The organism is Enterococcus sp. DIV1444a (assembly GCF_051712125.1).
Lineage (GTDB): Bacteria > Bacillota > Bacilli > Lactobacillales > Enterococcaceae > Enterococcus > Enterococcus faecalis.
Genome location: NZ_JBIOOG010000001.1, coordinates 1 through 13,171 on the forward strand (window position 1 = coordinate 1; position 13,171 = coordinate 13,171).

A 13,171-nucleotide genomic window follows, 5' to 3' on the forward strand; every position below is an offset into this window, starting at 1 on the left:
ATGCCCGACGTGGAAAGTTTTTGGCATAGCCTTGAAGAAGCCTATCAAGCGATTTTGTCGGCGCCAAGTTTTGATGCTTGGATTAAAACCACACGCCCTTTGAAATTAGACAACAATCAATTGTGGCTAGAAGTCCCTTCTGCGGTTCATCGTGATTACTGGGAAAAAAATCTTTCGGCAAAAATTGTCGAAACTGGATTTAAATTAACCGGTGCAGAAGTGATGCCCCATTTTGTTGTTGCCGATGAAAAAGACGCAGCACTGGCACAAGAACTCGAAGAACCTGCCGAAGAAGAAGTTGTTTTTAGTGAACAAAGTAAAAAAGCGATGCTTAATCCTAAGTACACTTTTGACACCTTCGTTATTGGTAAAGGAAATCAGATGGCTCACGCTGCAGCGCTTGTTGTTGCCGAGGATCCTGGTTCGATTTACAATCCCCTCTTCTTCTATGGTGGTGTAGGGTTAGGGAAAACCCATTTGATGCATGCCATTGGTCATCAAATGTTAGTGAATCAACCAGATGCCAAAGTCAAATATGTTAGTAGCGAAACGTTTACGAATGAATTTATCAACTCTATTCAAACAAAAACGTCAGAACAATTTCGGAAGGAATATCGCAATGTTGACTTATTATTAGTCGATGATATTCAATTTTTGGCGGAAAAAGAAGCGACATTGGAAGAATTTTTCCATACCTTCAACGATCTTTACAATGAAAACAAACAAATTGTTTTAACAAGTGATCGCCCACCGAATGATATTCCAAAATTACCTGAACGATTAGTTTCTCGCTTTGCTTGGGGTTTGTCTGTCGATATCACCCCACCTGATTTAGAAACACGGATTGCAATTTTGCGCAAAAAAGCAGATGCCGAGCGTTTAGAAATTCCAGATGATACACTAAGTTATATCGCTGGTCAAATCGATTCCAACATCCGTGAATTAGAGGGGGCTTTGGTCCGCGTTCAAGCCTTTGCAACCATTAATGGAGAAGATATTACCACTAGTTTAGCGGCGGACGCCTTGAAATCTCTAAAATCAGTTGGTAGTAAAAATCAATTATCCATCCTACAAATTCAAGAAGAAGTATCCAAATATTACCATGTGCCTCTTAAAGATTTAAAAGGGAAAAAACGGGTGAAAACAATTGTGGTTCCTCGTCAAATCTCAATGTATCTTGCTAGAGAAATGACCGACAATTCCTTGCCAAAAATTGGTGCCGAATTTGGCGGTAAAGATCATACAACGGTGATTCATGCGCACGAAAAAATTCAGCAATTATTGGAAAAAGATCCAGCGATTCAAAAAGAAGTCAGTGAAATTAAAAATTTATTGAACTCTTAGGATGTGGAAAACTAAACAAAAAAGAACAAAGTTATCCACAACTTATACACAAGTGGATAACTTAGTAAAACCAATGCTTTTTTGACTTTTCCACAGAATCAACATGCCCTATTACTTTTATTATTTATTTATATATAATATACAAAACAGTGGCGTACAAAATTAGAACGTATTGAAAATACTTAAAAAGGAGTTTACATTATGAAATTAACGGTCAAACGAAGTGTCTTTTTACAAGAATTACAAACTGTTCAACGAGCAATTTCTTCTAAAACAACGATTCCAATCTTAACGGGTGTTAAAATTGTGTTAACAGAAGATGGCTTATCACTTACTGGGAGTAACGCGGATATTTCAATTGAAAGTTTTTTAAGTAAAGACGATGAAAAAGCTCAAATGACCATTGAACGCACAGGTAGCATCGTTTTACAATCTCGTTTCTTTGGCGAAATTATTCGTAAATTACCAGAAGATATGTTCACAATGGAAGTTCTAGATAACAATCAAGTTGCAATTACTTCAGGAAAAGCTGATTTTACGGTCAATGGATTAGATGCTGACAATTATCCGCACTTACCAGTAATTGATACTCAAAACCAAATGAAATTACCTGTTCATTTATTGACAAAAATTATTAGTGAAACAGGTTTTGCTGTATCGATGCACGAAAGTCGTCCAATTTTAACTGGGGTCCACTTTATTTTAGAAAATCAAAAATTACTTGCTGTTGCGACAGATTCACATCGTTTAAGTCAACGTGTGATCCCGACAGAACAAGCAGTAGAAGATTTTAACATTGTAATTCCAGGAAAAAGTTTAACTGAACTTTCTCGTTCATTAACCAATGAAGAAGAAATGGTTGAAATCAGCATCATGGAAAACCAAGTGCTATTTAAAACAGAGACAATGTACTTCTATTCTCGTTTGTTAGAAGGAAATTATCCTGATACCAATCGTTTAATTCCAACCAGCCATAACACGCAAATTGAATTTTACGTACCAGAATTGCTTTCAGCAATCGAACGTGCCTCTTTACTTTCTCATGAAGGACGTAACAATATTGTTCGCCTTTCAATTTCACCAGATTCTGTTGTTTTATATGGAAATTCACCAGAAATTGGAAAAGTCGAAGAAGCTTTAAACTATGAAAATGTTTCTGGTGAAGCGTTGGATATTTCTTTCAACCCAGATTATATGAAAGATGCGTTGCGCGCGTTTGGCGATATGAATATTACCGTGAAATTCCTTTCTCCAATTCGTCCGTTTACATTGGAGCCAACCGAAACAGAACTAGATTTCATTCAACTAATTACACCTGTTCGTACAAATTAATCATACTTAAAACAGACCTTCGGAAAATCACCACGATTTCTGAAGGTTCTTTTTTGTCGTCTATTAAAAGCCGATAAATGCTGTTAGATAAGCTTTTTAAAAACGAAATAGCTTTTACGCTAATAAGATTGTGAATGCTTGAACTATAGTAAGAGGAATAAATTCTGCCTTTTTTTTCGTGGATAAAGAAAAAAGCCCTCTAATTTTTCGTTTAAGGGCTGTTCATTTTTTTATGAATATTTCCTAGCGGAAGAAGTTAGCATTGCTTAAAACGACGCTCAGACCTCTACAAGCTACTTTTCTTCATTACGCGCCCTCTTCTTTTGTCTTTGAGTTACCCCTAATTGTTTTTTTAGTTAAATGATACTCGTCATTTTTGCAAAATCAGGCCCCTTTTTTCTCAAGAAAATATCAATTTCCGTTTTAAAATGCTTTTTAAGAGTTTTTTTATCCTAATAATATTTTCGGTCATTTAGAATTAAAATTGCTTAGAATGAAAATTAGACAGATAAATTTGTTTTCTCTTATGAAAAAGGGTATAATATATATGAGAACGTATTAGAAAAAAGAGGGATGCACATTGAAAAAAACGTTTGTTTTAGCAACTGAGTATATAACGCTTGGTCAGTTTCTTAAAGAAATCAACGTCATTGGTAGTGGCGGCCAAGCCAAATGGTATTTGGCAGACAATAGCGTGTTTGTTGATGGCGAGTTGGAAAATCGTCGCGGACGGAAACTTTATGCGGGCATGATGATTGAGCTACCTGAAGAAGGTACTTTTTTTATGGTGAAAAACGGAAACGAGTCCGACGATGCGGCTGAATGAGCTGACACTTCAGCATTATCGTAATTATGAAACAGTCAGCTTAGATTTTCCAAAAACGTTAAATCTTTTTTTAGGCGAAAACGCCCAAGGAAAAACCAACTTGTTAGAAAGCATTTATGTTCTAGCAATGACACGAAGTCATCGAACCAGCAATGAAAAAGAATTAATTGGCTGGGAACAAGCAGCAGCTAAAATTAGCGGTGTGGTTGAAAAAAAGACAGGCACCGTACCATTGGAAATTTTAATTTCCAACAAAGGACGTAAAACCAAGGTTAACCACATTGAGCAAAAAAGGCTCAGTGCGTACATTGGGCAACTGAATGTTATTTTATTTGCTCCAGAAGATTTATCTTTGGTGAAAGGCTCACCCCAAGTCCGCCGGAAATTTATTGACATGGAACTCGGACAAGTGAGTCCTATTTATCTTTATGATCTTGTCCAATATCAGTCTGTTTTAAAACAACGGAACCAATACCTAAAACAACTAGCTGAAAAGAAACAGACAGATGCTGTTTATCTAGATATTTTGACAGAGCAGCTAGCTGAATTTGGCGGGAAAGTTCTATACGCTCGGTTAGGTTTTCTTAAAAAATTAGAGCACTGGGCAAACTTACTCCATCAAAAAATTAGTCATGGACGCGAAACGCTCACCATTGACTACGCATCAAGCATCCCAATTGACAACACGGATCTTTCCTTAGAAGCACTTCAAAATCAATTGCTCCAACAATTAATGAACAATCGTAAACGTGAATTGTTTAAAGCGAATACTTTTTTAGGCCCTCATCGTGACGATTTGCTATTTATTGTCAATGGTCAAAATGTTCAAACGTATGGCTCACAAGGTCAACAGCGAACGACAGCTTTAAGTATTAAATTGGCAGAGATTGATTTGATGCATTCAGAAACAGGAGAATATCCTGTGTTATTACTAGATGATGTCATGAGTGAATTAGATAATGAACGTCAAATTCACTTATTAGAAACGATTGAAGGTAAAGTTCAAACGTTCTTAACGACAACTAGTTTAGATCACATAAAAGACAAGCTAACAGTTGAACCAGATATTTTTTATGTTCAACAAGGCAAGATAGAAAGGAATTCAGCGACATGACAGAAGAAGAAAAAAACATGAGAGAACGTGCGCAAGAATATGACGCTAGTCAGATTCAAGTTTTGGAGGGCTTAGAAGCTGTCCGGAAACGTCCTGGTATGTACATAGGTTCTACTAGTGGCGAAGGGTTACACCACTTAGTATGGGAAATCGTTGACAACTCTATTGACGAAGCCTTAGCAGGATTTGCTAAATCAATTCAAGTAATTATCGAACCAGACGATAGTATTACTGTTATCGATGATGGTCGTGGAATTCCAGTCGGGATTCAAGCCAAAACAGGCCGCCCAGCTGTTGAAACAGTTTTTACAGTGCTACATGCCGGCGGGAAATTTGGCGGTGGCGGCTATAAAGTATCAGGGGGCTTGCACGGTGTTGGTTCCTCTGTTGTTAATGCTTTATCGACCAGTTTAGATGTTCGTGTTTATAAAGATGGCAAAGTGTATTACCAAGAATATCGTCGTGGTGCGGTTGTTGATGACCTAAAAGTTATCGAAGAAACGGATCGTCATGGCACCACTGTTCACTTTATTCCAGATCCTGAAATTTTTACAGAAACAACCGTTTATGATTTTGATAAATTAGCAACACGGGTGCGTGAATTAGCCTTTTTAAATCGAGGCTTACACATTTCAATTGAAGACCGACGTGAAGGACAAGAAGAAAAAAAAGAGTATCACTATGAAGGCGGGATTAAGAGTTATGTTGAGCATTTAAATGCCAACAAAGACGTTATTTTTCCAGAGCCAATCTTCATTGAAGGAGAGCAACAAGATATTACAGTGGAAGTGTCAATGCAGTATACAGACGGCTATCACTCAAATATCTTAAGTTTTGCCAACAATATTCATACCTATGAAGGCGGAACGCATGAATCTGGTTTTAAAACTTCTTTAACACGTGTGATTAATGATTATGCACGTAAACAAAAATTGATGAAAGAAAACGATGAAAAATTAACTGGGGAAGATGTTCGTGAAGGCTTAACCGCAGTGGTTTCCATCAAACACCCAGATCCTCAGTTTGAAGGACAAACCAAAACGAAACTAGGAAACTCAGAAGTACGGACCGTTACGGATCGTCTATTCTCAGAATACTTTACAAAATTCTTGATGGAAAACCCAACAGTCGGCAAACAAATTGTCGAAAAAGGGATGTTGGCCTCTAAAGCTCGTTTAGCAGCAAAACGGGCCCGTGAAGTAACCCGTCGTAAAGGCGCTTTAGAAATTAGCAACTTGCCAGGGAAGCTGGCTGATTGCTCAAGTAAAGATCCGGAAAAATGCGAATTATTTATCGTCGAAGGAGACTCGGCCGGCGGTTCAGCAAAACAAGGACGTAGCCGTGAATTTCAAGCCATTTTACCAATTCGTGGGAAAATCTTGAATGTTGAGAAAGCCAGCATGGATAAAATTTTGGCCAATGAAGAAATTCGGTCATTATTTACAGCGATGGGAACAGGCTTCGGCGAAGATTTCGATGTTTCTAAAGCACGTTATCATAAACTAGTGATTATGACCGATGCCGATGTCGATGGTGCGCATATTCGAACATTGTTATTAACCTTATTCTATCGCTTCATGCGTCCAATTGTTGAAGCTGGTTATGTGTATATTGCCCAACCACCACTATATGGTGTGAAACAAGGGAAAAACATCACCTATGTTCAACCGGGCAAACATGCTGAAGAAGAACTAGCAAAAGTGTTAGAAGAATTACCTGCTTCACCAAAACCTAGTGTTCAACGTTACAAAGGTTTGGGTGAAATGGATGATCACCAACTTTGGGAAACAACAATGGACCCAGAAAAACGATTAATGGCGCGAGTGAGTGTCGATGATGCCATTGAAGCCGACCAAATTTTTGAAATGCTAATGGGCGATCGTGTGGAACCACGGCGTGCGTTTATCGAAGAAAATGCCCATTACGTGAAAAACTTGGATATTTAATGTGTCGCAACGTTGTAAGAGACGCTAGAACATATATTTAGAGGGGAAAAAATTCATGAGTGAAGAAATTAAAGAAAACATTCAAGACGTCAATCTGACCAGCGAAATGAAAGAATCTTTCATTGACTACGCAATGAGTGTTATCGTAGCCCGCGCGTTACCTGACGTTCGTGACGGTTTAAAACCTGTTCATCGCCGAATCTTATATGGAATGAACGAATTAGGGGTAACTCCCGATAAACCACATAAAAAATCAGCCCGGATTGTTGGGGATGTTATGGGTAAATATCATCCCCATGGGGACAGTGCAATTTACGAATCCATGGTGCGGATGGCACAACCTTTTAGTTATCGGGCGATGTTAGTAGACGGCCACGGAAACTTTGGTTCTGTCGATGGTGACGGCGCTGCCGCTATGCGTTATACCGAAGCACGTATGAGTAAAATTGCTTTAGAAATGCTACGAGATATTAACAAAAATACAGTCGATTTCCAAGGAAACTATGATGATTCAGAACAAGAACCAGTAGTTTTACCTGCTCGTTTTCCAAACTTACTAGTTAACGGAACAACGGGGATTGCGGTGGGGATGGCAACAAATATCCCGCCACACAATTTAAGTGAAGTGATTGATGCAACAAGTTTATTGATGGACAATCCTGATGTAACGACGAATGAATTGATGGAAGTGTTACCTGGACCAGACTTTCCAACAGGCGGTTTAGTGATGGGGAAATCAGGGATTCGCCGAGCATATGAAACAGGGAAAGGTTCGATTACTGTTCGTGCAAAAGTTGAATTGACTGAAATGCCGAATGGAAAAGAACGTATTTTAGTAACTGAATTGCCTTATATGGTGAATAAAGCCAAATTAATCGAACGAATTTCTGAATTACACAGAGATAAACGAATTGAAGGAATTACTGATTTGCGGGATGAATCTTCTCGTGAAGGCATGCGGATCGTCATCGATGTTCGTCGAGATGTGAGTGCCTCTGTTGTGTTAAACAACTTATACAAAATGACTGCCTTACAAACATCTTTTGGTTTTAACATGTTAGCCATCGAAAAAGGCGTACCGAAAATTTTAAGTTTGAAACGTATTTTAGAAAATTACATCGAGCACCAAAAAGAAGTCATTACTCGCCGGACGATTTTTGACAAAAACAAAGCAGAAGCACGGGCGCATATTTTAGAAGGTCTACGAATTGCCTTAGATCATATCGATGAAATCATTGCCATTATCCGTGGGTCACAATCAGATGACGAAGCAAAAGCAACGTTAATTGAACGCTTTGAATTTTCAGATCGTCAAGCGCAAGCGATTTTAGATATGCGTTTACGCCGTTTAACAGGCTTAGAACGCGACAAAATTGAGAATGAATATCAAGAGCTATTGAAATTCATTGCGGACTTAGAGGACATTTTAGCCCGCCCAGAACGCGTCATTGAAATCATTAAAACAGAGTTGAATGACGTTCGCACAAAATTTGGTGATGCACGACGCACAGAATTATTAGTAGGTGAAGTCCTAAGTCTTGAAGATGAAGATCTAATCGAAGAAGAAGAAGTCGTGATTACGTTAACCAATAACGGCTACATTAAGCGGATGGCAAACTCCGAATTCCGGGCGCAACGCCGCGGTGGACGTGGTGTCCAAGGCATGGGCGTTCATGATGATGATTTCGTGAAAAACCTAGTTTCTTGTTCAACACACGACACGTTATTATTCTTTACGAACACTGGGAAAGTTTACCGAGCAAAAGGTTACGAAATCCCTGAATACGGTAGAACAGCGAAAGGGATTCCAGTGATTAACTTACTGGGAATTGATTCTGCAGAAAAAATTCAAGCGATTATTTCTGTTGAGGGCAAAGCGGAAGCAGGTAAATACTTGTTCTTCACAACCTTAAAAGGAACCGTCAAACGGACAGCCGTAACAGCCTTTTCTAATATCCGCAGTAATGGATTAATCGCCATTAGCTTAAAAGAAGATGATGAGTTAGTTAACGTGGTAACGACTAATGGCAATCAGAAGATGATTATCGGAACACATGCAGGATATTCTGTCACATTTGATGAAACTACTGTACGTGATATGGGCCGGACAGCATCAGGTGTTCGTGGAATCCGTCTCCGCGAAAATGATTATGTGGTCGGCGCAGCGATTCTGGATGAAAACAAAGAAGTCCTAGTCATTACTGAAAATGGTTACGGTAAGCGTACAAAAGCTTCTGAATATCCGGTTAAAGGACGTGGCGGTAAAGGGATTAAGACGGCAAATATCACTGAGAAAAATGGTCCATTAGCTGGTTTAACCACGGTCAACGGTGATGAAGATATCTTATTAATCACGAACAAAGGTGTCATTATCCGCTTTAACGTTGATTCTGTTTCTCAAACAGGACGCGCAACATTAGGGGTTCGTTTAATGAGAATGGAAGATGGTGCCAAAGTGGTAACAATGGCTGTTGTAGAACCAGAAGAAGTGGAAGAAGAAATCGTTGAAGTTGTAGAAACAACAGAAAACGAAACAACATCAGAAACAGAAGAATAACATAAAAAAGTTTCGCCAGTTGGCGAAACTTTTTTATTGGGGCTTTTCAAAACTATTTCTTGCTTTTGTCCATCAATTAGCATATAATTAGAGATTGTGAACTACCTTTTTAGGTATGTTCTCCTTGCTCTTAGCCAACTAAGAGCCTTGAAGTCCATAGGGAGGTGAAAATCAATGAGTCAAGATACGAAGTACGAAATCATGTACATTATTCGTCCGAACATTGATGAAGAAGCAAAAACTGCTTTAGTAGAACGTTTCGACACAATCTTAAAAGATAACGGAGCAGAAGTTATCGAATCTAAAGATTGGGAAAAACGCCGCTTAGCATATGAAATGAACGGATTCCGTGAAGGCATCTATCATATCGTTAACGTTACTTCTCCATCAACAGCTGGCGCAATCAACGAGTTTGATCGTTTAGCAAAAATCAATGACGATATTATCCGTCATATGATCGTGAAGGTAGAAGCATAATTTGTTTCACATGAAACATTTATTGACGAAAGGAGATGTTTTGAATGATTAATAACGTTGTATTAGTCGGAAGATTGACAAAAGATCCTGACTTACGTTACACCGCTAGTGGTTCAGCTGTTGCGACCTTTACACTTGCTGTAAACCGTAACTTTACGAATCAAAATGGTGACCGTGAAGCAGACTTTATCAACTGTGTGATTTGGCGTAAACCCGCAGAAACAATGGCTAATTATGCCCGTAAAGGTACATTATTAGGTGTTGTCGGAAGAATTCAAACTCGTAATTACGAGAACCAACAAGGTCAACGTGTCTACGTAACTGAAGTGGTTTGTGAAAACTTCCAATTGTTAGAATCTCGTTCTGCTTCAGAGCAAAGAGGAACTGGCGGCGGTAGCTTTAATAACAACGAAAATGGTTATCAATCACAAAATCGTAGCTTTGGTAATAACAATGCCGGTTCTGGATTTAATAACAACAACAATAGTTTCAATCCATCATCTTCTCAGTCGCAAAACAATAACGGTATGCCTGATTTCGATAAAGATTCTGATCCATTTGGTGGCTCAGGTTCATCTATCGACATTTCAGATGATGATTTACCATTCTAAACGAATTTGATAGGAGGGAACAAGAATGGCACAACAAAGAAGAGGCGGACGTAAACGTCGTAAAGTCGACTACATCGCAGCAAACCACATCGAATACATCGATTATAAAGATACTGAATTGTTAAAACGATTCATTTCAGAACGTGGCAAAATTTTACCACGTCGTGTTACAGGTACTGGCGCTAAAAACCAACGTAAATTAACGATTGCTATTAAACGCGCACGTATCATGGGATTATTACCATTCGTTAGTGACGAACAATAATTTTATGACAATTTCCAGAACCAAAGAGCTTGCTCTTTGGTTCTTTTTTATCTTGACTAGTGTTTCACGTGAAACATAACAAGGTTCGCAGAATGAAGTGTTTTGTGATAAAATAAAGGATGAAATAACTAGTGAATCACCAGAGCAATATGCTCGTTGGAACAAGTCGCCTCAAAGGTCTGCAGAAAGATTGGAGGCAAAAAAATGCAAAAGAAGAGAATTCAAAAAAACGGTTTCTTAATTGTTGTGGGGCTTCTCATAGTAGAATTTCTCCTCTATTTCTTACTAACAAATAAATGGCTGCTATTAGCGGTGATTATCGCATTAGATATCTTTCTTTTAGTGGTTATTCGGCTGTTGATTAGAGATGTAGAAATTACGAATGTAGAAAAGATTCAAGAAGCAAGTTCCATTGCTGAACAATCGTTGGATTATGTTGTAAATGAAGTACCTGTGGGGATTATTACGTATAACGGGGAAACACGTGCGGTAGAATGGCTTAATCCTTATGCTGCTTCTATTTTTAATAAAGACAATCAGCTAACGTTAACCGCTAGCCAAGTTACGTCTTATTTAGAATTAGCAGAACGAAACCAAGATATCTTTACGATTGACGAAAATACCTATCGCTTTAGCGTCAATAAAGAACAACATACAATTACTTTTGAAGATATCACTAAAGAAAGTAATTTGTATCAAGAAAAAGTCGAAATGCAAACGGCTATTGGCATTGTGTCTGTCGATAATTATGATGATGTCACCGATACAATGGACGAGAAAGAAATTTCTTATTTGAATAGTTTCATTACGACGATGGTTTCTGATTGGATGGACCAATACAAAGTTTTTTATAAGCGGATCAACGCAGAACGTTATTTTTTCATTGCTCAATGGGAAGATATTCAAAAAATGATGGACGAAAAATTTTCTATTTTGGATACTATCCGTAAGGAATCAGCTAACCATGAAGTAGCCATTACGTTAAGTATGGGGATTGCTTATGGGGGGGCAACATTAGATCAAACCGGGACCACGGCTCAAACGAACCTAGATACAGCTTTAGTTCGTGGCGGCGATCAAGTGGTTGTAAAAGAAGCCAAAGATGAAGCGAAGCCGTTATTTTTTGGTGGAAAAACGGCAGTAACGACTAAACGTTCTCAAGTGCGTTCTCGCGCAATGAGCATGGCAATTAAAGGAATTATTGCGGAATCCGCTGACATCTACATTATGGGTCATCGTTATCCAGATATGGATGCGTTAGGTTCAGCATTTGGGGTTGCTCGTTTAGCTTCGTTTAATAATCGAAAAGCATGGATTGTTTTAGATGAAAATGAAATCATTCCCGATGTCAAAAGAGTGCTAGAGGCGATTAAAGAGTACCCAGAATTAGAAGAGTGCATTATTAGTCCTAAAGAGGCCATGAAGCGCAAGAAAGAAAGTAGCTTATTAGTTATGGTAGATTACCATAAACCGTCTCTATCGATCTCAAAAGAGCTCTATGAGCGTTTTGATAAAGTAGTAATCATCGATCACCATCGACGAGGAGACGAATTTCCAGCAAAACCCTTGCTTTCTTATATTGAATCCTCTGCCTCTTCTGCTTCAGAATTAGTCACAGAATTGATCGAATACCAAAGTAATAGCGCAAACAAACTGCAGGCCTTTGAAGCAACCATGATGTTGGCGGGTATTGTGGTTGATACGAAAAGTTTCAATACACGAACAACGGCGCGAACATTTGATGTGGCTAGTTATTTACGAACTTGTGGAGCAGACTCATCTTTAGTACAATATCTATTAAGTTCTGATCTTACAAGCTATCTTGAAATGAACAATTTAATCTCTAAAAGCGAATATGTCACAAAAGATACCGTCGTTGTTGCAGGGAGTGAAGACAAAGAATATGATAGTGTGACAGCTGCCAAAACAGCGGACACATTACTTTCTATGGCTGGGATTAATGCAGCATTTGTCATTACCAAGCGGACGGATCAACAGATTGGCATTAGTGCTCGGAGTAATGGTTCAATTAATGTTCAAATTATTATGGAAAATTTAGGTGGTGGCGGTCACTTTACTAATGCGGCAGTACAATTATCAAACGTAACAGTAGCAGAAGTAAAAGAGCAACTACTTGATGTAATTCGTCAAAATATTAATGAAATGTATGAACAGGAGTGAAGGAAATGAAAGTTATTTTTTTACAAGATGTTAAAGGAAAAGGAAAAAAAGGGGACGTAAAAGAAGTGCCAACTGGTTACGCCCAAAATTTTTTAATTAAAAACGGTTATGCAAAAGAAGCCAACAAAGGAAGCATGAGTGCGTTAGCGGGTCAAAAGAAAGCTCAAGAAAAACATGAAGCAGAAATATTAGCACAAGCAAAAGAAATGCAAGCCTTTTTAGAAGATGAAAAGACTGTTGTAGAAATCAAGGCAAAAGCTGGGGAAGACAGCCGTTTATTTGGCTCAATTCCTTCAAAACAAATTGCAGAAGCCTTAAACAAACAATACAATGTAAAATTGGATAAACGCAAAATTGAATTAGCTAACCCAATCCGTTCTCTAGGTTACACTAACGTGCCGGTTAAACTACATCATGAAGTTACAGCGAAAATTAAGGTTCATGTCGTAGCGGAATAATATAATCGATAAAAAAGAAGCCGATTCCTCCGGCTTCTTTTTTTATATTAAATTAATTAT

General features: G+C 38.3%; 11 protein-coding genes. All 11 read left to right on the top strand.

Annotated elements, in window-relative coordinates:
* The 11 genes from dnaA (at nucleotide 1) to rplI (ending at nucleotide 13,111) form a co-directional block, all read left to right on the top strand.
* Complete coding sequence (dnaA, locus tag IGI87_RS00005; protein WP_002356013.1) at nucleotides 1-1,344, top strand: chromosomal replication initiator protein DnaA; 1,344 nt, start codon at nucleotides 1-3, stop codon at nucleotides 1,342-1,344.
* A 201-nt stretch (nucleotides 1,345-1,545) separates the two neighbouring features.
* Nucleotides 1,546-2,676 (top strand): DNA polymerase III subunit beta, encoded by a 1,131-nt coding sequence (dnaN, locus tag IGI87_RS00010; RefSeq protein WP_317095899.1) that lies wholly within the window; start codon nucleotides 1,546-1,548, stop codon nucleotides 2,674-2,676.
* A 580-nt stretch (nucleotides 2,677-3,256) separates the two neighbouring features.
* Complete coding sequence (gene yaaA, locus IGI87_RS00015; RefSeq protein WP_104853903.1) at nucleotides 3,257-3,502, top strand: S4 domain-containing protein YaaA; 246 nt, start codon at nucleotides 3,257-3,259, stop codon at nucleotides 3,500-3,502.
* Nucleotides 3,489-4,616, top strand: a complete 1,128-nt coding sequence (gene recF / locus IGI87_RS00020) for a DNA replication/repair protein RecF (RefSeq protein WP_104853904.1) — start codon at nucleotides 3,489-3,491, stop codon at nucleotides 4,614-4,616. The genes yaaA and recF overlap by 14 nt, the downstream gene beginning before the upstream one ends.
* Nucleotides 4,613-6,562, top strand: coding sequence for a DNA topoisomerase (ATP-hydrolyzing) subunit B (gyrB, locus tag IGI87_RS00025; protein WP_438735971.1), 1,950 nt, complete (start codon nucleotides 4,613-4,615; stop codon nucleotides 6,560-6,562). Before recF ends, gyrB begins: the two co-directional genes overlap by 4 nt.
* A gap of 55 nt (nucleotides 6,563-6,617) precedes the next feature.
* A complete protein-coding gene (gyrA, locus tag IGI87_RS00030) occupies nucleotides 6,618-9,119 on the top strand; it encodes a DNA gyrase subunit A (protein ID WP_438735973.1) in 2,502 nt (833 codons plus the stop codon).
* Nucleotides 9,120-9,293: 174 nt separating this feature from the next.
* Nucleotides 9,294-9,596, top strand: a complete 303-nt coding sequence (gene rpsF, locus IGI87_RS00035; protein ID WP_002356019.1) for a 30S ribosomal protein S6 — start codon at nucleotides 9,294-9,296, stop codon at nucleotides 9,594-9,596.
* A 44-nt stretch (nucleotides 9,597-9,640) separates the two neighbouring features.
* A complete protein-coding gene (gene ssb / locus IGI87_RS00040; protein WP_002364599.1) occupies nucleotides 9,641-10,207 on the top strand; it encodes a single-stranded DNA-binding protein in 567 nt (188 codons plus the stop codon).
* A gap of 25 nt (nucleotides 10,208-10,232) precedes the next feature.
* Entirely contained in the window at nucleotides 10,233-10,472 is a 240-nt protein-coding gene (gene rpsR, locus IGI87_RS00045; RefSeq protein WP_002356021.1) for a 30S ribosomal protein S18, read from the top strand.
* Nucleotides 10,473-10,628: 156 nt separating this feature from the next.
* Nucleotides 10,629-12,653, top strand: coding sequence for a DHH family phosphoesterase (locus tag IGI87_RS00050; protein WP_317095773.1), 2,025 nt, complete (start codon nucleotides 10,629-10,631; stop codon nucleotides 12,651-12,653).
* A gap of 5 nt (nucleotides 12,654-12,658) precedes the next feature.
* Nucleotides 12,659-13,111 (top strand): 50S ribosomal protein L9, encoded by a 453-nt coding sequence (rplI, locus tag IGI87_RS00055; protein WP_104853907.1) that lies wholly within the window; start codon nucleotides 12,659-12,661, stop codon nucleotides 13,109-13,111.
* The last annotated feature ends 60 nt before the right edge of the window (nucleotides 13,112-13,171 follow it).

Coding starts and splice junctions, on each gene's coding strand:
- dnaA (WP_002356013.1), top strand. CDS start 1: ATGCCCGACGTGGAAAGTTTTTGGCATAGCCTTGAAGAAGCCTATCAA.
- ssb (WP_002364599.1), top strand. CDS start 9,641: ATGATTAATAACGTTGTATTAGTCGGAAGATTGACAAAAGATCCTGAC.
- rpsF (WP_002356019.1), top strand. CDS start 9,294: ATGAGTCAAGATACGAAGTACGAAATCATGTACATTATTCGTCCGAAC.
- rplI (WP_104853907.1), top strand. CDS start 12,659: ATGAAAGTTATTTTTTTACAAGATGTTAAAGGAAAAGGAAAAAAAGGG.
- gyrA (WP_438735973.1), top strand. CDS start 6,618: ATGAGTGAAGAAATTAAAGAAAACATTCAAGACGTCAATCTGACCAGC.
- gyrB (WP_438735971.1), top strand. CDS start 4,613: ATGACAGAAGAAGAAAAAAACATGAGAGAACGTGCGCAAGAATATGAC.
- recF (WP_104853904.1), top strand. CDS start 3,489: ATGCGGCTGAATGAGCTGACACTTCAGCATTATCGTAATTATGAAACA.
- dnaN (WP_317095899.1), top strand. CDS start 1,546: ATGAAATTAACGGTCAAACGAAGTGTCTTTTTACAAGAATTACAAACT.
- rpsR (WP_002356021.1), top strand. CDS start 10,233: ATGGCACAACAAAGAAGAGGCGGACGTAAACGTCGTAAAGTCGACTAC.